Genomic DNA, 22,569 nt, shown 5'->3' on the forward strand with positions numbered 1-22,569 from the left:
TAAATATGTTAGCGCTTATATTCGGGCTGTTCTAAAATAATCGGATTCGGATTGCTAAGTACCCATTGCACTGCCAACTCGCATAGTCTCGCAGGTTCCTCATCTCCATCGCCTTTGTGAAGTTCTTTCGCTAAAGTGATAGACTCCTGAAGTACAGCGGGATGTAATGGCGTACCTAAGCTAAAGTAATGGTTCAAACTTTTGAGCATTTTACGAAAATCATTATCCCAGTTGATGCCGCCGTTATCTAAAATTTCGTATGAGACTTTACCAGTAATACGAATAACCTCTCCTTGTACAGTTTGCGCATGTCCTTGCGAAGGAATTAATAAATTCCATAGTTCATTATGTTGCGCCTGCCAGCCCTTTGTAGATACTGTTATTGGAGACGTACCATCATGCGTTTTTCGCTTCTCTACTGGTGGAACATCAAATAGCTCATAAAGACGGGAAAGTGCCTCATCCGTTTCGTTCAAATATTCTTTATTAAAACCTTCTCTGTGAAATTCGAAGTCTTTTCCAATTCGCTTAATAGAATTTTTCATTTCCGGCGTTACAGCTATACCCGCGCTCAGAAAAATCTCAGAAACTTCTACTAGATCAACAATATTTATATTGCTACATACTGCTAAAGCTTTGTCCAAAGGCGTCTTATTCATCTTATTTACCGCGCTAATATTTGCGCCTTTAGAAATCAATGTGCGCACCGCATTTGGTTTAAAAAAAGCAGCCGCAGCAAATAAAGGTGTTTCGTTTTGATAATTCAAGGCTTCTATATCTGCACCTAACTCAAGAAGCAATTCAATATTCCCCCGCCAACTTATTGCCTGATTATGTAAAGCCGAACTTTTGTAATTGTCTCTCGCATTTATATTTGCCCCCTGTTCCACGAGCCAGCGAACCAATTCATCCGGTACATTGAAAAAACTTAAGGCTGTTGTTTTACTATAACCACCATATGCATCTAGCTCGCACTTTGTAAATACCTCTTGTAATGCCGCAATATCACCTGCTTCAATTAGTTCATTAAAATTTTTCGGTAACGTTTTTCTCTTCCTCGCCATATGTATTTTCGCTCCTTACATAAGATTATTGAATATAGTTCATTACGTCATTTACCATATATATCAATCTATATTCTAACATGTTAGAATTTCTTTGCTAAGAGAGTTTACAGAAAAGAGGTTACACTTATGCAACCGTTTATGAATATCATAAAGCATTTGATTCACCCTGATATAGTTAGCGACTATTGTTTGCTAAAATCCTATCAGAGGATTAAAAACGAACTTTCCGCAAGAAATAAATACGGATGTTCGTTTTTTACTATTGAAAGTGCTATTTGTCCATCGTCTGGATCGTGCATAAATCGAATAAAACACGAATGTTATTATGGGAAGTCATCTAAAAGAAAATAATAAAGGTAGTAGTGAATATGTAAAATTTTGTATTTTTCTATATGGATAAGCAATAAACAATTGTCTAAATTTGTTTTTCAATATATGCCTATGTTCCCTACTTTTATATGTTAATGAAATATCTTAAAGTAGGATAAATGTCTGTTTCAATCCCCCATACAACAAGTGAGGAGTGTATGGGGCAACACAAAGGATGTTGATTGTTTTATGTAATTGACTAGGTTCTACCATCGTAGAACCCAGTTTTTTCATTTAACTTCAAACAGTATTTCCGTTATGCTTTCACTTTAGATCCAACGAATTGATTCAAAAATGAAAGGATTTTTTGATAGACAGCAATTTCATTTTCTTTTTTAGAGAACCCATGTCCTTCGTCTTCAAGAAGCATGTACTCGACATCACGACCTTTGTCTTTTAAAGCTTGTACGATTTGATCAGATTCCTCTTTCACAACACGTGGGTCATTCGCTCCTTGGATAACTAGCATTGGTTTGACCATGGTTTCTAGATATGTTAATGGTGAGTATTCAATGAGTTTTTGCTTGTCTCTTTCAGGGTTTCCTACCCATTGATCCATAATTGGCTTCCAGTCTTCAGGAACCGAGTTGATAAATGAGAACAAATCAGATGGACCAAATATATCCACTACGGCTTTGAAATAATCAGCATGTTTACCGTGAAGTAATAAGGCCATGTATCCTCCATAACTTCCGCCCATCAATAAAATATTGCCTTTTTCCGCGTAGTTACTATCAATGAGCCAGTCGAGACCAGCTACATTATCAAGGCGTGGACCGTGTCCCCAATCTCCTTCTACCATTTTCGTGAATGCCAATCCATATCCTGTCGAACCTCGGAAATTCGGAGCAAAGATGCTATACCCATGATTTAAAAAGAATTGGAAGGAAGCTCTAAAAAATTTACGCTCTGCAGCTTGCGGACCACCATGCGGCCAAAAGATGATTTCACCATTATCATTTTCCTTTTTAGCTTTGAAAAATAAGGACTCAATTTCAAGTCCGTCAAAAGAAGAATAAGTAATCACATCCGGCTCAACTAATTCGCTTTGATCTACACCTGGAACTGTGTATTCCGTTAAAGATGTCCATCCATTTTCCTTAAATTGATAAATATTAATCGGCTTCGTAGCACTTCTTCCTAATAAATATAAACTACCGGATTTTGTGACTATAAGCTTTTCGATGACACTGCACGGTGAATCTAGTTCTTCCCAATTATTCGATAGCAAATCAAGCATGTATAAATGATCTTCTACACCTTTTTCACTAATTACATACAGGCACTGCTTTTCTTTGTTATATTTCAACGTAGTAAAGCTTTCATTCTCCAAATCTTTCAATTTTACAAACTCATTTGTCTCTAAATTATACGAAGCCAAATACGTAAAATCAGCATCGTAATTCGTTAATAAATAGATGAGCTCATCGGATACAAAAACTGCGTCACTGACCGTATGTTGCTGATCTGTTGGCGGTGTCAGAAGAATATGTTCCTCTCCTCGTTTGGCGTATAGGAGTGTATACGTATTAGCAAAATGTTTATAGTAGAGGGCTACCTCTTCATTTGGGCTAAAATCGATTAAAAAAGTTGGCGCATCTTTTCCCTCAAGAACTGTTTCTTCCTCACCAGTCACCAAGTCATAGACATATGCATTTAAATACGTTGGATTTCCTTTCGAAGATGTATAATAAAGCTTGTTCCCATCTTCGGATAAAATTGGTCCGGAATTGCGAGTTCCTTCTTCATAAATAATTTTCTTCATTGTCCCACCTTGAAGTGGAAGTCCATAAAATTGCGTATTTTCGTTCCCGTTTTGGTCAAAACCGGCAATGATGAACCGTCCTTGTTTATCATAGAGAAGGCCTTGACAGCTCTGGTCAATAAAAGTAAGCGGCGTCGGGAACGTATTGGGTAAATTCATGGCCCATAAATTATACTTGCCACTTAAATTTGTACTGAAAACTAGTTGTTTTTCATCTGGACTAACCGCAAAATCACCAATCGAAAATGTTCGTAAAAACTGTTCTACATCTGGTTTAGAAAAAGATAACATAATGAAAACTCCTTCCTTTTTTAAATTGAGCGAAAAGTCTATCTTTTTATACAATACCACTATTACACTTTAATGTATAACATATGGTAATTACATGTTTAAACCTTTGTTTATCATAAAATATAATAATGAGTACTCCTGTTTGAAACGTTTTCAATGATTCAAAATAATATCTAAACTTTGATTATAAAAGTTAAAATCATAATACCAGTTACAACTTAATGATTATGCAGAGTGGCATTGGCCAAGAGGATCCTGTCCCCCTACAAAATAGCACTACTATAAAAGCGTATTCGAAAAAATCCCGAATACGCTTCATTTAATCTTCCATCGTTTCTAAATATCCTTGCTGTAACCATGTATCTGTCAAAAACTGCTTAATCCCCGTAGCAAATGACAATTCAATCTTACTACTCGTAACGGGTAATATTTTCCCTTCTATATTGGGATCTGCAGTTAATTAAACCTTTTATTTAAAACCTTGAATAATAGTTATTCACGGATAAAATTCTTTGGAATTATTTTTCGTTTCAATTGAGATATTTGTAAAGCTTGCATCTTTTATAAGTACTATCTTTCCCATAAATATTTAGGATTTTATTATATGCACCTATACTATTTCCTTAGAAAATGGATTAATAAAACTGATTCTATTAATACATTCTTTGAACTTTTAATTAGAAAATCACTTACTAAATTAATACTATAAAGCATTATATAACAAGAATATTTGATATGAATCATACATATATTGTTTTTAGTATTTCATTAAAACAGAAGTCTATAGTTATCCTAATGATGGAATGATAATATAATCGAAAATTTTCTATAAAGATAGGATGATGACAATTATTGAAAAATCGGTTCTTGCTATGGTTATATTACGTGTATTGTCTGGAAGTATTGAAGTAAGTGCTGGTTTGTTGATGCTAAAGTTGAATAATTTAGAAAAAGCATTCTATATTAATACAATGCTTGCTTTGGTTGGTCCAACAGTTTTAATCGTAACGACTGCAATTGCATTATTTGGACTAGCTGATAAAATTCCTGTAGCGAGAATCATTTGCCTATTTACGGGAATAACACTTATTATTATTAGCTCACATATCAAGTAATAACAAAGTATTCCTAAAATATGATTTTCCTACCAATGTTTTTTATAGTTACTGGAAATTCTACATTGCTGTAGCGTTTGACGACGCTGCGTTTTTTTATGTATAAGTAACCTCTCTGTACATGCTGCCATTGATGAATTTGTTTTGTAGAACGCGCCCCAATCACGTTTTTCGATGTGGAATGAGCTAATGTTTAAATTGTTAGCTACAACAAATAATAGAGCCTTGCTACATTTTATTGTAGTAAGGCTCTTTAAAGTTGTTTAATTCCCATCAAATAATGTATTTGCGCTCAAAATCAATCTTTATTGAACAAACACTCCCGTTAGCCATCCATGTAGCGCAAAAACCAGCGCTACATCACAGAAAATGAAAGATGATTAAGTTCTTTCATGGGAGTATAAGAAGAACATAGAAGCTAATTAAACAATGAGTCCGATAGTTAAAATGATTAAACAGTTCTGTTTCCCCTTATTATATAGAAAGACAATATTGAAACGATAGATCCCATAAATCATCTTCTAATAATCTCGATACTTATACTATATACTTATTTAATATTTCTTCTGGAATATGACAATAATCATTTGGACATCTAGCTAACCTATCTTGATGTTCTTCTGCACTTCTTACATAGTTTGTAAGAGGTAAGACTTCAACCACTATAAGGTCATAATCATTTCTCTCACTAAGAAATGTCTTCGCCTCCTTTAAGTGTTTAGGATTATCACTAAATACGCCCGTTCTGTATTTCTTGCCCACATCCTGTCCTTGTTTATTCAAACTGTAAGGATCAATGATTTCAAATAAATACCCCATTAATTCACTGATTGTTACAACTGTCGGATCAAATCCTGTTTTTACACATTCGGCGTACCCATCATAATCGCCCTCAAGTGTATGACTTGTTCCATTAGCTCTACCTGCTTCTGTAAACGTAACTCCAGGTAGAGTTTTTATAAAAGCTTGTACTCCCCATAAACATCCACCTGCCAAATATACTACTTCCATATTGACACTCCTCTTTATTCAAAAAATAAGAAATTCACTCTTTGTAAAAAGTAAAAATTCTTTTTTGCTACATCCTCTTTAGAAATCACTTCACTTGCATATTTTTTTCATCCTGCGTTCCAACACATACAACTAGTCATCTACTTCTTCCTTACAAAAGAAAAAACACCTTATGTAAGCGAGCAGACTAGTCCAATTTTGAAATGAATAGTTTGAACACTTACATAGAGTGTTTTAAGTACCTCTAAATAGATGGTTGAGGTTATGAAAGAGATTTAATGACGTTTTTTATGTTTAGACAGCTTTTCATGCTTATGATTGTAATGCCTCAATTGTTTGAGCTACTTGCTCTTCTGTTAAATTGTGACGCACGATGTAGCGGTTGCGCGCATGCTTTGTACATTTGATTGTACAGCCACCTAAATGCTTTGCTTCATTTTTTTCAGATGCGATGATTTGCTTGTTACATTCAGGGTTTGCACAGTTAATGTAACGTTCACAAGGTTCACCGTCATAGTGATCGCGACCGATAATCACATGCTCTACTTGATTGATTGGCACAGTTAAACGCTCATCAAATACGTACATTTGACCGTCCCATAATTGGCCTTTCGAGATAGGGTCTTTTCCGTATGTTGCAACACCGCCATGTAATTGACCGATATCGCCAAAGCCTTCTCGTTTCATCCAGCCCGAAAACTTCTCACAACGAATCCCACCAGTGCAATATGTTAAAACATTTTTCCCTTCGAATAGCTCGCGGTTTGCACGTACCCATTCCGGTGTATCACGGAAGTTTTGTACATCTGGTCGTATCGCGCCACGAAAATGACCGACATCGTATTCATACGTGTTACGCACATCTAATACTACTGTATTTTCATCTTGCATTTCAGCAAGGAATTGTTCTGGTGTCAGGTAGCGACCTGTTAATTCATGTGGGTTTACGTCTTCTTCTAAGCCTAAGTTTACTAACTCACGACGTGGGCGTACGTGCATTTTTTTGAATGCATGGCCATCTACCGCATCAATTTTGAAGACAATGCCTTCAAATAATGAGTCTGCTTGCATGTTTGCCATGTATTGCTCTGTTTGCTCAATCGTACCTGAAACAGTACCGTTAATGCCCTCATTGGCTACTAAAATACGACCTTTTAAACCGATTTCTTTACACATTGTTAAGTGTGTTGCCGAAAACGCAGCTGGATCTTCAATCTTAGTGTAATGGTAATATAATAAAACTTGATAATTCATTGTTTCCACCTATCATTTCATATATTCACAGGATTTCCCTGACGATTTCTTTTACGACCTATTAACCATAATGGATAATCATTTAATATGCTATCGGTAATTAGGCTGAAATGGGTATTAATATTGTTTTTAAAGAATTTGTGAAGTGGTCAGCGGACTTTTTTATAAAGCAGTGTTATACCACAATCTGTCCCGTTTGTGGTATAAGAAAAAATCCTGCTTTGATACAGGATTTTTAATCAAACTTTATTAAAATAATCAATGTTTATTTTAAATTATCGAACTTTGTTTTTAATGATCAATCTTTTTTATAAAACTACAATCAGTTTGCCTTTGGATTTTACGTAGTCTTTTAAATCTCTATTTTTGAAATCTGAGAAACTATCACGATCTCTGAAATGGCGAAGCACCACATCGACATAGCTATCATAAATTGGATAATCGAGCGGATTGTGATGGCTACAATACTTTGAGGCAAAGGAGTAAAAAATCTTCTTTGTCTCGCCGAAAGTTACATATTGGATATCTCCAACCAGGGTAACATCTACGGCTTTAAGTCTCGCATTAATATCTAGGTCACAAATGTGCTTAGCCACTGGATAGATTGAGGTAATGTTTGTACTATAAAAATCATTAAGCGTTGATGCCTTCAAGAGAATATCGATAACATCTTTTTTGTTCGGACATAGTTCAAAGAACAGCTTATTAAGCGTGTCCTATATGACATTAACCGGTCTACAACAGCTATTTGGCTATTTAGAACGTGCCCAATCACGTTTTTCGATGCGGAATGAGCTTAATTGTTTAAATTGTTAGCAACAACAGGTCTGAGACGTTCTGAACTTGTTTCATTAACATGGGAGCAAATTGATTTGATTAATGGAACGATTTGAATAGATGGAAAAGGAAAAAAGAACAGATATTGCCGCTTCATCCACACTTAATCCCGCTTCTGGCATCCTATAAAGCTTCTTTAAGGGAGGTTTTAAAGATGTGTTGAAAAAGGCATTTCTTCATTTTCACTCATCGTACCCCTTATATTTAATAATTAGTATTTCACAAATCTCAAAATAGCAACAGCTTGTCTCCTTTTATGCGCTGAAATTATACATTCTCCAAAAAAGGAAATTTAACCTTCTAATTGCTAGTTTAATAAGAAATCCCAAAATAAGATAGACCTCAAAGGAATTAATAATAAATATATGCTAAACTTTAATAAGACAATATAAGCTGTCCATAGTATCTATGCATAAAATGGAGTTTTGTTGCATAGATTAAAGTAATTCATTGACATGTTTATTCTATTTGCATACAATGAAGATAGTAAGATTCATGCGTGATGGATCTACAGCAGTACGCGGCGATTGGGTGGCTCCCAATCGCTTTTTTTGATTATTTTTCTAAAAACACCGCTTGGTTGGCTAGACAAAGCGGTGAAACGTAAGTTTTTTACAGCATCATCCGAAAAAGACGATACACAGTATCGATAAAACGGAATAAATCCGTAGCGTGGCGAAAGATGGCTAATCTTTTTTCACGTTTCTTTTTCGTTTCAGCCTTGGCCTTTTTAACGCGTGATGGATAAGACACAGCAGCACACCTCCTTCCTAAAAAGGAGTCAGCTGGATGCTGCGAATCTATTGTAACACGAAATAGAATTGCATTTATTTAATGATTGAAAAACGAAAATGAAGGAGTCAATTATCTTGCCCACTTCAAAAGTATTAGCTTTATACCTGTTATATATGTTTCTTCATACGGTTGCACAATGACAAAGCCGTCTCCTTCAAATCTCATTTGAATCGACTCGCCACTTCCCCTATCTACGAAGAACACACCCGTCACTTAACAAGGAATTGCAGCTTGTCGAAAAGTGGCTGCTATCCTCTTACATAAACTATTTAGGGCATACATCCAACCCAAGCTCTGACATTAGGCATAAACTGGTTATATGTCTAATTTTAAAAGGGGTGAATCTTGACTTATGCGATATATGGATGAAATGCCTTTCTATGGCCAGAATCCAAGGGGTCTTCAAAATTGTATATTTCGTTTCACGTATATGTGGCTTAGAAATGGTGACAATTTCTGGTTCTTTCTGACCGCTATTGGACACGAAAGAGCTTATGGCTACAGGTTTTTCGGTGGAAGATGGAATCAATATTCGATTGCTTTAAGAGACATTGACTCCTTCCGTTGTTCTCCTCCGACTCCGACTCCATATTAGAAAACCGCTTCTGACCTTTGTAATCCTAGCGTTCAGACTTACTTTAGAAACGTGCGGACTTTCATAATTAGAGATTATTTTTTGAATCTAATACAGTAAACACCAGATACACTTGCATGTTCCCTTACATCATGTATAAAACGTTAATCTTTCGGTTAGCGTTTTTTATACTGAAATTAGAATGAATGCCAAAACGAGCATAAGTTTAATCCTTCACAACTTCAATTGAATTATAAAAATATGTTTTTACTTTCCTCAACATAATTAAAGGACAAGCCATGTTAGACGTGTGACTCAATTTCAATTAAATTTAAATAGCTTTAAAAATATGTACTATAAAAATCTTATCTTAATTCTCCGCTTGAGAGGATAAAAAAAATCAATAAATATCAAAAAGCATAAGCTTCTTACGCCTACGCTTTTTCAAAAATTAATGTTCAGACATCGTTATTCTTTTACAAGCTATTTTTGCTGCTGGAATATCAACACCAGCACCAAGTGCTGCTTCTACTGATTCTCCCCAAGAACCACTGCTAGCCTTTATTTCGTTCCCTGCTGTTAAAACTCCCTCTGCTACAATTGTAACGCAATCATAATAGTCTGGATTAGGATTACTTTCAAGATACTGTGCAGCTAATTCGTCTGCTTTCTTTTGTATTGAAAGTCGACCTTGTTCAGCCAATGAACTAAAAACACTCTCAGCTTGCCCACCAAAATGTACTATTTCGTCGTTAATGTCTTGACCAGTACGATTTATTTCTCCCATTTCAGATGACATATATAGTCCTCACAATCCTTGAAATTTGAACTTTTTAAGTTCACAAATATTTTATCCAACTGAGATTGGTCTTATCCATCAACAACTATTTCTTTTTGGTTTATATAAAAAATTTAACATGTTTGTCTGGACATTCTTGTCTCTGAATTTGGACAAGAATATCCAGACATATTCTAAAGTTTAGTTGCTGAAAATATTTCATATAGACGAGTTGCTGCTCCGACAAGGATAAATGTTCCAATAACCGCTCCATATCAGAGTAAATGACCCATTCAACTAGATGATGTTCCTCAATTGAAACGGTTGGTTGGCGTTTTCGTAAATGGTCTTTACAACAATTGATTAAGACGCGCACGAGCCATGTTCTGGCATATTCGTGCTGTTGAACGGTATGCATTTTCTTCAGTGCCTTGTAAACCAGGTCCTGCATCACGTCTAAAGCGTCTTGCTCATTTTTCATGTATGTAAAAGCCATGCGATATAAAATTTCTTCATCCATTTCAATAAGTGAAAGTATCGCTTGATGATCCCCACGAATAGCACGCTGCACGATTTCAAATTCCATCCTTTTCGCCTCCTTCCCTAATTAGACTCATCGATGCTTCATTTCGTTCAAAAATTTAAAAATTATTTAGGGAACCGTTATTAAAAATATAAAAATCTGGAAACATATGACGCGTAGCTGTATATCTTTGATAGTATCATCAGATATACAGCTACTGATTTTCCACAGGTCGATTGGCTAGATGTAGACCCAGGTATGAACTTATCTGAAATATTCCTGTCCTGATGGAATGGTACATTCGGCCACTCAGTGAGCTGTTTTTCTATGTATCGATAAAAATCTAACCTATTCGCTTTCGCTGTTTCGGCAACCTAAAAGAGATGGAATGAGGGTCCGGACTATAATTGCACCTAATGGGGGTAAATAGAGTAGAAACAATGATGCCACTAATCAAACAGGTATATTAGTGGCTTTTCATCTAATGTTTGTCCCACAAAAAAATCAAAACCTGTTATAAAAGCGATTTTAGTTCCAAAATGACTTGATGATTACTATTTATAACGCTAGGGTTCGAAACCCTTCTGGCTAATGAAAAGTTCATCTTCCGAAAAATACTGCCGCATTCGTTTATATACCATTTGATAGACGGATGGATGATACCATTCTTCCATTTCTGGGTTTCTATATAACGTTTGTAAGCCCATTTTGTGTGTTCGTTTACCACCGCTGCCGTCCCCCATAAAATAATCATCAATACATACTCGGTTAACCAAGGGACGCAATATTTCTGCAAATCGCTCGCTACTTGGTAAAACGGGTGCGATGGCAACCTGTGTAGGAATACCGAATTCAGCAAGCAGTTGGAGTGTTTTAAGCCTTGCTGGAATAGGAGGAGCATAGGGCGTAAAATGCTTGCGAATATCTTCCCTATCAGTCTCTACTGTCATACTTATCCGAACTTTATCTTTAAAATGTTGCAACAAATCGATATCTCGACTTACAAGTGGGCTTCTAGTCTGTACAAATAGGAAGTCAGGGGGATCTTCTACCATCACTTCTAGTAAAGATCGCGTCACTTTTTCCTTATACTCTATTGGTTGATACGGGTCTGTACTTGATGACATAAAAATGGTGACATTCCCTTTGGCTTTGGCGCGATGGAGCTCCTTTTTTAGTAAATTCGCAGCTCCGTTTTTAACATCGACCCAATTTCCCCATTCTCCTTCTCGAAAAAGAGATACAGGCATTTCGCGTACATAACAATAGGAACACCCAAAGGAACAGCCTGTATAAGGATTTAGTGAATGAGTATATCCAGAAAGAAAGCCAGTCCCTTTATTTAGAATGGTTTTCGGACTTTTATAGAATAATTCACTTTTCATGACGGAACCTCCATTCATAGTACGGTAATAATTACTCATTGCTAGATGAAGCTCGCTTTTCTAGATCCAGTAGCAGTATCTTCATTTCTAATCCTCCCCGATAGCCAGTTAATGAGCCATTCTTACCTATTACACGATGGCACGGTACGGTAATTAATACCGGATTAGCCCCAATAGCCGCTCCTATAGCACGAACAGCTGCTGGTTTATTTATATCATTTGCAATGTCGGAATAGGATTTCGTCTGTCCATAAGGAATTTCACAAAGTGCATTCCAGACTGCTAATTGAAATTGCGTACCTACGTACTCAAATGGAACAGTAAAGGTTTCCCGCTTTCCTTCTAGATACTGAGTGATTTCAACGACATAGAGTTCAAGTTTTTCATCATCTTCAACAAGAGGACTACCTGGAAAGCGTTTCTTAGCCCATTCGAGCAATTCCTCGAATGGTTTGTTCTGTGAACCTACAAACACAAGACCCTTTGAAGTTGAAGCAATATAAAAATTCCAATCATTAAACTTTAGTAAAGACCAATAAAGGGTTGGTTTATTCTTTGTTTCCATTGTACTTTTCCTCCATTTTGCTCATTTGACGAAATTGTGCTGGTGTCTGTCCAGTTTTCTTTTTAAATAAAGTAATAAAATAAGGCGCGTTAGCCATACCCACACATATGGCGATATCTCCAATCGCTTTATTTGTCTGAATCAAATACTTTTTAGCCGCGTGTACTCTAACTTGTTGTATATACTCAACCGGCGTAATGCCTTTAATCTTTTTAAAAGTTCGATGCAGATGATACGGACTCCCATGACAAATATTTGCTAACGATTCTAGCGTTAATTTTTCTGTGAAATTTTTATCAATGTATTCCGTAATTACATCAACCCACTCGCTATCTGGCAGATTTTCATTAGTGGGCTTGCAACGTTTACAAGGGCGAAAATTTGCGCGTAGAGCTTGTTGTGCGTTTGAAAAAATGCATACATTTTCTTTTTTCGGAACGCGAGATTTACAGGATGGTTTACAAAATATCCCTGTCGACTTGACAGCGTAGAAAAATTGATTATTGTACGCTGTATCATTATTTATAATTGCTTGCCACTTTTCATCTGTTATCATTTCTACATCATTCGTAATTCGATGATCATGGCTCACTTTATGTCCGTTATTAATATTATCCGGCATATATTTCACCTCTCCTTACAATATACTCCCAATAAATTCAGAATGTACAATTCTGGGAATGGAATAGCAAGATATTGAAGTTCAATTTTTATCCCGCATTAACGGGCTGTAAGACTCCAACTGCAAAACATGGAGAAATCGGAAAAATTTAGGCGATGGATGAACAGCCCGTAAAAGCCCAGTTGGTTTAACTAATGATCAGTGAGGGATGAAGAAAACCCCCACTGATCAAAGTTTCACTTTATTTTGAATCGTGAAAAATGATTCCTAGACCGTATCGTTCTCCAGCAGTAACGGTGCTTACTCCGTGACGAACCGTATTTTTGTAATATCCTTTTTTACCTAGAACAGGTCTATGGTTAGTAGGAAAGATTAGCGCACTGCCTTGTTCTAAAGTAATGACATGTCCCCTACTCTGAGCACGAGGAATTTGTTCCACTAATAGAGATTCTCCACCGCAAAAGTCTTTCTCTCGTTGATTTAATACAAATACTACTTGAAACGGGAAAAATATATCGCCATATAAATCTTGATGCAAACAATTAAACCCGCCTGTTTCATACTTTAATAGTAAAGGTGTCGGTCTAGTTTGTTCATATTCTTCACAGGTGTTCAAAAAATCTTGAAGGTGATCTGGAAACTGTTCTGATTTCTTTAAATAACCTAACCATCGATTGGCTGTTTTGGCCAATTCAAGATAAAAGGACTCTCTTAAACTTTGGATGATTTCAGGTAATGGATAGGAAAAATATTTGTACTCCCCATTCCCAAAGCGATATCTCGTCATATTGATTGTCGTTCTGTAGGACTCTTCCTTACAATACATTTCTATGAAAAATTCACACTCCTCTTTTGTTAAAATCACTGGAAGCTTTGCAAATCCTTGCGCATCTAATTCATTTTGAATGGAATCCCAATTTAAGTTTTCGACACGTGTTTTTATATCTTGGACCATTTTTATCCACTACCTCTATTTAGCATTCTTGATCACTAACACTATAACCTCATAATTAGAAAAAAATAAGGTGTTTAGAATGTAATAGCAAGATAACAAAATTAGTAAAGATTATTTTGTGATAAAGTAAAATTGCAATAGAAAATCGTAATAAGATGAGGAGAATGAAAAAGTGACATGGCATGAAGTCAATGATGTTATTGTAATTACATTACCTGAAAATTTCGATATGAATGCAAACCTAGGCTATCTAACAAGGGAAAAAAATGAATGTATGTATGAAATAGAGAACGATACAATTACAAAAGTTATAGCCATTGGAGAAATTCGGTCCTTAGTACAGGTTAGCGTTATCGATAATGAACAAATGGTTGTTCAATTCCTAAATGATTCTAGACCTATTGAAAAGTGGAAACGGGAAGAGATTGTAAAATATATTCATGAATGGTTTGATCTTGATAACGATTTAACGCCATTTTATGAAATGGCAAAAGCAGACCCATTACTTAACATGCCTGCTCGAAAATTCTATGGATTGCGAGTTATCGGCATTCCCGATTTATTTGAAGCTTTATGCTGGGGAGTTTTAGGGCAACAAATTAACTTAGCCTTTGCGTACACCTTAAAGAAGCAATTTGTAGAAGGATTTGGCGATTCTATCGAATGGAATGGTAAAAAGTATTGGGTGTTCCCACCGTACGAACGACTTGCACAGTTAACACCTGCCGACCTAGCAGATATTAAAATGACGGTAAAAAAAAGTGAATATATTATTGGAATTGCGAGATTAATGGCAAGTGGAGAATTATCAAGGGAAAAATTAATGAACATGAACTTTAAAGATGCTGAAAAAAACTTAATTAAAATACGAGGAATCGGTCCTTGGACAGCCAATTATGTGCTAATGCGCTGCCTCAGGTTCCAGACAGCTTTTCCAATCGATGATGTGGGTCTGATTAATTCGATAAAACGATTACGTAATATGAACCGAAAGCCTACGAAAGATGAAATTTTAGAAATATCGTTTCCATGGAAAAACTGGGAATCATACGCTACCTTTTATTTATGGCGTGTCCTTTACTGAATAATGACATCTTAAACCGGAATGTACTCAATAAAAAGAGAGTGAATTTAAAAAACGAATCCCTTTGCGTTCCAAAAGAGACCTGCTTGAAAAAGATCGAAGCTGGTTATTTCAATAAAATAATCCGCTTTTCTTTCCTAAATATTCCAATAATCCTATCTTGGGAATTTACGTTCAATTTAGTTTGATGAGGTTTTAGGGTTAGTTTATGAATAAAGTATTTAGGAGAATATGTATTTTAAATTATTTGTACCAATCCCCTTTTAAACGATCAATTATAGGAACCATCCGATTGAAGAGAGGAGGTATTATATATTTATCGAATCGTTGTACATGGACAAGAATATACGGACTTTCCCATAAACAATCCCCTATAGTAGACAGATTAATTTACTTTCTTTTCTGTCTTCCAGAGGGGAACTATATCATTATTTAATTTTCTTTTAATGCACTTAGAAGATTAACCTTTGCGGCCATATAGGATGGTATTGTTGAGGCAATGAGAGATAGGAATATCCCTGCAGTAATTGCCAAAACTACGTTGTCCCACGGGATAATAAATGGCATATGCATTGCAGAAGTGTTTGAGATAGAGTTTAAATATACTACAAATATGCCCAATAAAACCCCCATAATTATTCCTGCTATACCTACCACTAAACCTTCTCCTATAATCATTGTTCTGACTTGTTTAGTGGTAAATCCAATCGCACGAATTGTACCAATTTCTCCGACTCTTTCCATCGTATTCATCAATAATGTGTTACTTATACCTATACTGGAAAGGGCAATCACAATTATCAATAAAAATTGCATAACTTCATTCATTCCATCAAAAGAACTTTGAGCAGATGTAATTTGATCCTCTACTAATGTAACGGTAGAAATGTAAGTTGCAAAATCAGAGTTTAATTTTTCACGCAATGTATAAGGATTCCCCAAATCACTGGTATTGATCATAATTGTATTAATGACATCCCAGTTAAAACCTTTTGTAAACTCATTTTCTGAGATAAATCCAACATATCCTCCATCTTGAGAAGTATTAACTTTCCCTACTACCTGATACTCTCTTGTACCGGAAGGGGAATTAATCGTAATGTAATCATTAATTTTCCCACCCCATTCATCATACGCTCTTTCACCTAATAGTATAGAGTTTGATGGAAGACGAATACCTGGATCTTCGAAGAGCTGATATTCTTTAGTATTTTCAGATGGCGAACTCATAACATAGAATTCTCTATACTCATCTTCAACTGTTTTCCAGGTGACCATTGTTTCTCTGAACCATTCAACCCCTTCAACTCCAGCGTAACTACTTACCTTATTCATAATTTCTTCATTTACTGGTTCTTCAAACTGTACTTGAATATCCCCTCCAAAAGTTTGGCGAATCTCCTTTTCGAATCCAGAAGGGATTGATTCTAAAGCTGAACCTAAAAAAATTACTACAGCAATACTTATTTCTAACATTGCGGATGTATTAGCGTTTCGATTCGTATTAACTTTTATATTACTGACAGATAATTTCCCTGGATAGCCAAGTATTTTTTCTATCATTGGTGCAAGAATTTTTGCAAGGATCCTCATCCCCAATGGATATATTAATACCACCCCAAATAATAAGGAAATATACCCCAAATAACTGTCAACAAAGCTTAGGAATATGAGTATAATACCGAATAAATATCTAAGAATTTCTACTCTAAACCTAGAAGTTTTATCTGTATTTCGCATTGCGTATACTATAGGCGTGTTAAAAGCAATATACATGGGTATTCCAGAAATCATTATTGGAAATAAGACTCCGATTAATCCTGATAAAATTGTTGCGCTTTTCCAATTTAGCGTGTAAACCATAGTATCTTGAAAGATTCCTAAAAGCATCTCTACAAACATATCTGCGAATAAAACACCAAGAGGTAATGCAATAGCAGTACCTAAAAGAGAAAGTAAAAAGACTTCAATCAAAACAAGTTTAAATACGTCAACATTTGTATATCCAAGACTTTTCATAACAGAAAATTCTTTTTTTCGTTCAATTACACTTGAATAAATCATATTAAATATTATGAAGCCACTTATAAAAAGAGAAAGAATACATACTAGATAAAAGACAGAGTATAGACCTTCTACGTCATTATTTCTTAAATCATCAATAACAACAGGTTGAACATATAGTGATGTCCCTCGTAATAAGTCTTGATAATTCGATAACCAATTTTCATTATCGCGATCGTTATGTTGTAATCGTATATAACTTATTTGATTATCTTGGTTAGTCCAGTCTTGAAGAGTGTCTAAATCCATCATAACTCTAAAGGATCTACCTTTAGCGTCATGCCAATTATTAGGACTGGCAAGCCAAGATGTAAAGCCAACAATCCCCGTTACTTCTATTTTACCCAACCCTTTAAATGTCAAAGTGTCTCCTATATCTTTACCCCATAGTTTAGCAGCATTCTCAGGTATAATTATACCATTACCTTCCAAATTCCCTTTTATTAATGGGAGCTTTAATAGATTACTTTCTATATCACTGACACCAGTTATTCTAACTGAAGTTTCAGCCGGAGCTTTAGGTTGATCTATTTCCACCAATGCTTGTTTATCAAGGACACTTAAGCTATCCGATACTATATCCTGCTGCTTTATTTCTTTTACCTCATCTTCTGAGAAAGAATAATTTTTGCTTAGTATCCAGTAATCAGCATCCCCTGCATAGATTTCTTCATAATACCTAAATGTACCTTTAATCGTGTTATTAGCAACCAACATACTAGTGGTTAAGAGGATACCAAGTATTACTGCAATGAGTGTAAAGAAAAACCTTTTTTTATTTTTTGTTAAGTTACGCCAAGAAACTAGCCAAATATTCAGCATAGCCATGATCCTCCCTAGTTACTTCCGTTTCAATTAATCCATCTTTAAACAGAATAATTTTATCCGCATAACCAGCTGCGAAGATATCATGAGTTACCATAATAATTGACTGTTTTCTTTGTTTGTTGAATTTAGCTAATAGATCCAGTATTTCTTTGGCTCGTTTCCTATCTAGGTTTCCCGTTGGTTCATCAGCTAATAGTATTTTCGGCTCGTGGATCAAAGCTCTTGCTATTGATACCCTTTGCTGCTGTCCTCCGCTTAAAAGATTAGGGGGTTTCTTTTCAAAACCTTCTAAACCAACTTCTTTGATAATGTTCCTTATTTTCTCTTTGATGTTTTTGTCTTTCCGGCCATCTGTATGAAGTGGAAAACCGATATTTTCTTCTACAGTTAATGTAGGTAATAATTGATAATTTTGAAAAATGAATCCGATATTTTTTCTCCTTACGATCGTTCTTTGCTTTTCAGTTAATCCAGAAAAATCTTTTCCTTGTATCTTCACTTGTCCAGATGATGGTGTATCTAATCCACCTAATAGTTGTAATAGAGTACTTTTACCCGAACCACTAGGTCCCATTATTGCTATAAACTCACCTTCTTTTATAGAGAGGTTAATACCTTTTAGCACTTCTATCTTTTGATTACCTTGTTCGAAAGACTTACATAATCGATTAACTGAAATCATAATTGTATCTCTCCTTCAAACTCGAATAACAAAAACCTTCATTTTTTTCCGAAAACTCTTCTCCTGATGAACGCCCTGCAAGAATGATTAATACGAACAACAAATTAAAAGCAGACTGTTTTAACATAAAATAAACCTCCTTACGCAAATTATATAAAATGACGTAAGGTCATTTTCAAGCTTTACACAGTATAAAGTTTAAAAGGGATACAGTACTCCTTCGGCACGACATTTTACACGCAGACGAAAGACCTTGTTTCATCAAGTGGAAAAGTGGACAAAACTTTACAACTAGTACATCAAATTATGGCATTGATGAAATTCTGTTCTCTATTACGGACTTTGAAGTCTATGAAAACATTGTTATGACACGTTTTATAATGCACATAAAGAAACCCGCAAGAAATCGAATAGAAGTTCTATTTTGTGTTACGAACAAGATGAGCAATGACGTTTGTTTTTCCAGCAAGGTACCCCTACAAAATAGCATTATAAAAGCGTATTCGAAAAAATCTCGAATACGCTTCATTTAATCTTCCATCGTTTCTAAATAGCCTTGCTGTAAACATGTATCCGTCAGAAACTGCTTAATCCCTCTAGCGAATGATAATTCAATCGTGCTACTCGTAACGGCTAATATTTCCCCTTCTCCCAAAATCACATGCTTTACTTTTGAGCCAACGATTAACGCTGACTCGGTTGTAATCGTCCGCTCATTACGGTATTGCTTCTGTGCTTTCTTCGTACTTTTCGGCGCTTTCTTTGGCAATTCCTGCGGTGAGACGATTTGTTTTAACGCCTTCATGAAAATCGATGGCACCACACTTGTTTTAAAGCGTTTACTATACGAAATTAATTCCAAATGGCGAATCGCACGCGTGATACCGACATAAAAGAGTCGCGTTTCTTCCTCGATTTCTTCTTCCGCCTCACTAGGTAAAATCCCCTCAATCAAGTCAATCAAATACACACGGTCAAATTCCAAGCCTTTTGAACTGTGCAATGTTGTCAGTGTAATTGCATTCAATTCATTTTTCATGTGAGACGAACGTGCTAAATTTTCAAGCTGCTTCAAACGACCCGCAAATTCGGTCATCGTCGGCGTATGACGAGCAATTAAACCAAGTACATCCACAACATCTAGTAAATTTTCATAATTAAAACCGAGTGTCTCACTCATTTTCTTTAAGGTACGCTCATAACCAAAGTCAAAACGGATATGCTCTAGCATGGCTGTTGGCGTCGTTTTATCAAATTGAATGCTATCATACGTTTTGCGAATCCGCTTAATATATTCAGGCTGATAATCCTTTAACTCAACATGCTCTAACAACTGTGTGAATACACAGCCATCCTCCGGCAAATTCTGCAGCGCCTTCAATTGCGTTGGTGTAATATAAGCATTCATTTTTCTATAAACTTTTTCAAATACCGTGATATTTTTTGTATTGTACGCTAGCCGCATGAAGTTCATAATATCCTCCACGACCCAATGCGTGAAAAAGCGAATCGTGGAATCTTTCATATAGAAAGGCAAACCTGCTCTGTCAAACGCGTCCATAAGCGGAATGGCTGACGTATTATTTCGATATAAAATAGCCGTTGAGCCGCGCTTTGACAGATTTTTCAACTGATCCACTATATATTTGGCCTGAAAATTGTAATTCTCTAAGACTTTAAACGAGATTGGCTCTGCTGCAGGATTTTCTGTAAACATTTGTTTGTTATAACGCTTTTTATTTCGCTGAATGAATATATTGGCTGGCTCTACAATCGTTGCAGATGAACGATAGTTTTGCGTCATAAGTAAAACATGCGCCTCCGGATATATCTTTCGGAAATTTAACAAATAATCTGGCTCTGCACCACGCCAGCTGTATATGGCCTGGTCCTCATCTGCAACGACGCATAAATTTTGATGGACTTCGACGAGCTTCGCGATGAGCGCATGTTGAACGGGCGATGTATCCTGACTTTCATCCGTTAAATAATAATCGTAGCGGCGTCGGTATTGCGCCAGCACCTCTCGATTTTTCGTAAAAATATCATTCGCCATTAATAGCATATCGTCAAAATCAATTAACAAACGGTCACTACCTGCGCGTTTATATTCCTCATAACGCTGTAAAATCTCGACTTTTTTTGGCACCTTTACATCTGCAATTGCCCATTCTTGTTCTGGGAGCATTTTATTTTTGATAAACGTTATGTACGTCAGTAGCTCGTCTAACTGATCTTCGGTAATTTTTGAGCCATTTAATTGTTCAAAAATCTCGCGAAGCACTCGTTTTTTTGAAACAACACCAGGCTTGTCCGCTTCTTCAATGATACCGTACGAAATGCCCTGACGTTCAAGTGTCTGCCGCACAACTTGAAATGCTAAACTATGAATCGTTGAAAAATCAACCGGTGGCAAATGCGGGAAAAACTTTGCAAAACGGGCCTTCATATCACCGGCCGATGCCTTACTAAAGGTGACAGCCTTTATGCGAGAAGGATCCACACCAAGCGCCTCAATCATATAGCCAATACGCATAATAATCGTCGTCGTTTTTCCTGAACCGGGAGATGCCAATAGTAACAGCGGGCCATTCGTTTGCAACACCGCCTGCGTCTGCACATCATTTAGACGAACGCCAAGTGAACGCTCTTTTTCCTCAAAAAACGCTTTTTGCGTTCCATTCATATCAATCGCTCCGTTCCAAAAAATCTAAACTTTATTATACCAAAAGATGATTAATTGTCTCATTTTCTAGAAAGGCATTTGGTTCATTTCTTAGAATAAATCGTTCTGCTCCCATTTTTGTATTTTTTAAAATTATTCATTACAAAAGACATCCGCACTCTGGGATTTACGTAGCTCTTTTGCAAATGACTAAAAGAGCATATTTTTTATAATAAAACATGCTCTTTGTGATTTATTTTTCGTCAGTGATCGGTGTATTCTATTATAAATTATAGTTTGACCTTAACCTCAGTACCGTCCTTAGCTTTGACATCTACTAGCACGATCCCCTTATAATTTTTCAGTTCCTTGACGATAGGCTTTAGCGTTTCTTTGTCTATTAGCGGAAAGGTAAAGTCCAGTTTTTTTCTTTCGAAGTGCACTTTTGTCCATTTGTTTACATTTTGCTGAATAAATTTTGAAGACAAAATTGAAATCACGATATTTAAAATAGCATATGGAATTGGGATGGTAAACCGAACGTCTTTTGCTTTCACTTTTACATGCATCATAAGCAAATCACTACTCAATGATAACCGAAACGGTATCCCCGTTCGCTGATTTAATATCAACAATTTGGCCATCTAATTCGTTTTCGATTGCTTCAATAAGAAGGTTTATGTCAATATCTTTCACGTATTTTTCCGATTGAGGAATACTCGCTGCGATGCTATGTCCAGCCATTAATACTGCCTTGACAAGTTTTATCGGCAAATTGACCATGACGTTATCATTTTCGGTTGATACCACACGGATTTTTAATGTCTTATCTAAATATTTGGGCTTGTTAGTTGTTTCTTCTTTCTCTTTTAACACTTGAATCAGTTCGGATCCCTGATCGGCATCAATCTTCCCATCTTGTATCATTGTTAACACTTTAGTAATTTCCTCGTTCATGATAAATTCCTCCCTATTCCTCTTTTAAGAGCTTAATGGCTTCTTCTGGTGTGATTTCGCCATTTTCCAACATGGTAACAACTTTTTTCTCGTCTACTTCATTTTTCTTCTTCTGCACATATCCAAGGGATGAAATGATGTCTGTTAGCTTGCCTCGAACCGTTGGATACGAGATTCCCAGTTCCTTTTCAACATCTTTAATATTCCCTCTGCATGTTAAAAATACTTCCACAAAATGAAGCTGATCCTTTGATAAGGATGCCAGTTTAGATAATTCAAACTCATTTTCAATCGTAGTGTGACAATGAGAGCACTGCAACTTTGTAATTTTCAATGTTTTACTGCAGACAGGACAATTTGTGATTACTTGATAAGCCATAATG

Annotated in this window: 20 protein-coding genes; 2 read left to right on the top strand and 18 right to left on the bottom strand. The window is 35.9% G+C overall.

Annotated features, from left to right (window positions below; translation table 11 throughout):
• Nucleotides 1–8: 8 nt before the first annotated feature.
• Both ACB089_RS12075 and ACB089_RS12080 read right to left on the bottom strand, forming a co-directional pair.
• A complete protein-coding gene (locus ACB089_RS12075; RefSeq protein WP_374966615.1) occupies nt 9–1,064 on the bottom strand; it encodes an ankyrin repeat domain-containing protein in 1,056 nt (351 codons plus the stop codon).
• 628 nt (nt 1,065–1,692) lie between these two features.
• Entirely contained in the window at nt 1,693–3,492 is a 1,800-nt protein-coding gene (locus tag ACB089_RS12080) for a S9 family peptidase (RefSeq protein ID WP_374966616.1), read from the bottom strand.
• Between the two features lie 839 nt (nt 3,493–4,331).
• Here ACB089_RS12080 and ACB089_RS12085 point away from each other — a divergent pair.
• Nucleotides 4,332–4,607 (top strand): YqhV family protein, encoded by a 276-nt coding sequence (locus ACB089_RS12085; RefSeq protein ID WP_374966617.1) that lies wholly within the window; start codon nt 4,332–4,334, stop codon nt 4,605–4,607.
• 537 nt (nt 4,608–5,144) lie between these two features.
• On the opposite strand, the gene ACB089_RS12090 is transcribed toward ACB089_RS12085, so the two are convergent.
• The 9 genes from ACB089_RS12090 to ACB089_RS12130 form a co-directional block, all read right to left on the bottom strand.
• Nucleotides 5,145–5,618: a peptide-methionine (S)-S-oxide reductase gene (locus ACB089_RS12090; protein WP_374966618.1), complete on the bottom strand. Its 474-nt coding sequence runs from the start codon at nt 5,616–5,618 to the stop codon at nt 5,145–5,147.
• Nucleotides 5,619–5,930: 312 nt separating this feature from the next.
• Nucleotides 5,931–6,872 (bottom strand): rhodanese-related sulfurtransferase, encoded by a 942-nt coding sequence (locus ACB089_RS12095; protein ID WP_374966619.1) that lies wholly within the window; start codon nt 6,870–6,872, stop codon nt 5,931–5,933.
• Nucleotides 6,873–8,321: 1,449 nt separating this feature from the next.
• A complete protein-coding gene (locus tag ACB089_RS12100) occupies nt 8,322–8,462 on the bottom strand; it encodes a hypothetical protein (protein ID WP_374966620.1) in 141 nt (46 codons plus the stop codon).
• Nucleotides 8,463–9,529: 1,067 nt separating this feature from the next.
• Entirely contained in the window at nt 9,530–9,877 is a 348-nt protein-coding gene (locus tag ACB089_RS12105; protein ID WP_374966621.1) for a hypothetical protein, read from the bottom strand.
• Nucleotides 9,878–9,977: 100 nt separating this feature from the next.
• Nucleotides 9,978–10,442, bottom strand: a complete 465-nt coding sequence (locus ACB089_RS12110) for a sigma factor (protein ID WP_374966622.1) — start codon at nt 10,440–10,442, stop codon at nt 9,978–9,980.
• Nucleotides 10,443–10,945: 503 nt separating this feature from the next.
• Nucleotides 10,946–11,764 (bottom strand): radical SAM protein, encoded by an 819-nt coding sequence (locus tag ACB089_RS12115; protein WP_374966623.1) that lies wholly within the window; start codon nt 11,762–11,764, stop codon nt 10,946–10,948.
• A gap of 31 nt (nt 11,765–11,795) precedes the next feature.
• Nucleotides 11,796–12,329, bottom strand: a complete 534-nt coding sequence (gene adaB / locus ACB089_RS12120; protein ID WP_374966624.1) for a methylated-DNA--[protein]-cysteine S-methyltransferase — start codon at nt 12,327–12,329, stop codon at nt 11,796–11,798.
• Complete coding sequence (locus tag ACB089_RS12125; RefSeq protein ID WP_374966625.1) at nt 12,313–12,951, bottom strand: bifunctional transcriptional activator/DNA repair enzyme AdaA; 639 nt, start codon at nt 12,949–12,951, stop codon at nt 12,313–12,315. Before ACB089_RS12125 ends, adaB begins: the two co-directional genes overlap by 17 nt.
• Before the next feature lie 241 nt (nt 12,952–13,192).
• Nucleotides 13,193–13,906 (bottom strand): 2OG-Fe(II) oxygenase, encoded by a 714-nt coding sequence (locus ACB089_RS12130; protein WP_374966626.1) that lies wholly within the window; start codon nt 13,904–13,906, stop codon nt 13,193–13,195.
• A 172-nt stretch (nt 13,907–14,078) separates the two neighbouring features.
• On the opposite strand from ACB089_RS12130, the gene ACB089_RS12135 reads away from it, so the two are divergent.
• On the top strand, nt 14,079–14,990 hold the full coding sequence (locus tag ACB089_RS12135; protein WP_374966627.1) for a DNA glycosylase: 912 nt from the start codon (nt 14,079–14,081) through the stop codon (nt 14,988–14,990).
• Nucleotides 14,991–15,422: 432 nt separating this feature from the next.
• Here the strand turns inward: ACB089_RS12135 and ACB089_RS12140 are convergent, their stop codons facing one another.
• The 7 genes from ACB089_RS12140 to ACB089_RS12170 all read right to left on the bottom strand — a co-directional run bounded on the left by ACB089_RS12140 (nt 15,423) and on the right by ACB089_RS12170 (nt 22,565).
• On the bottom strand, nt 15,423–17,876 hold the full coding sequence (locus tag ACB089_RS12140; protein ID WP_374966628.1) for an ABC transporter permease: 2,454 nt from the start codon (nt 17,874–17,876) through the stop codon (nt 15,423–15,425).
• Nucleotides 17,845–18,564: an ABC transporter ATP-binding protein gene (locus ACB089_RS12145; protein ID WP_374966629.1), complete on the bottom strand. Its 720-nt coding sequence runs from the start codon at nt 18,562–18,564 to the stop codon at nt 17,845–17,847. Before ACB089_RS12145 ends, ACB089_RS12140 begins: the two co-directional genes overlap by 32 nt.
• Nucleotides 18,551–18,691 (bottom strand): hypothetical protein, encoded by a 141-nt coding sequence (locus ACB089_RS12150; protein WP_374966630.1) that lies wholly within the window; start codon nt 18,689–18,691, stop codon nt 18,551–18,553. The genes ACB089_RS12145 and ACB089_RS12150 overlap by 14 nt, the downstream gene beginning before the upstream one ends.
• Nucleotides 18,692–19,093: 402 nt before the next feature.
• Complete coding sequence (locus ACB089_RS12155; RefSeq protein ID WP_374966631.1) at nt 19,094–21,250, bottom strand: ATP-dependent helicase; 2,157 nt, start codon at nt 21,248–21,250, stop codon at nt 19,094–19,096.
• 269 nt (nt 21,251–21,519) lie between these two features.
• Nucleotides 21,520–21,801: a hypothetical protein gene (locus ACB089_RS12160; protein ID WP_068984267.1), complete on the bottom strand. Its 282-nt coding sequence runs from the start codon at nt 21,799–21,801 to the stop codon at nt 21,520–21,522.
• 10 nt (nt 21,802–21,811) lie between these two features.
• The gene (locus ACB089_RS12165; RefSeq protein ID WP_068984266.1) at nt 21,812–22,186 is read right to left on the bottom strand and encodes a hypothetical protein; all 375 of its coding nucleotides are present in this window, start codon (nt 22,184–22,186) and stop codon (nt 21,812–21,814) included.
• A gap of 13 nt (nt 22,187–22,199) precedes the next feature.
• Entirely contained in the window at nt 22,200–22,565 is a 366-nt protein-coding gene (locus tag ACB089_RS12170; protein ID WP_374966632.1) for a DUF2089 domain-containing protein, read from the bottom strand.
• Nucleotides 22,566–22,569: the final 4 nt, after the last annotated feature.

This window comes from Lysinibacillus sp. RS10 (genome assembly GCF_041956855.1).
Taxonomy (GTDB): Bacteria; Bacillota; Bacilli; order Bacillales_A; family Planococcaceae; genus Lysinibacillus; species Lysinibacillus xylanilyticus_A.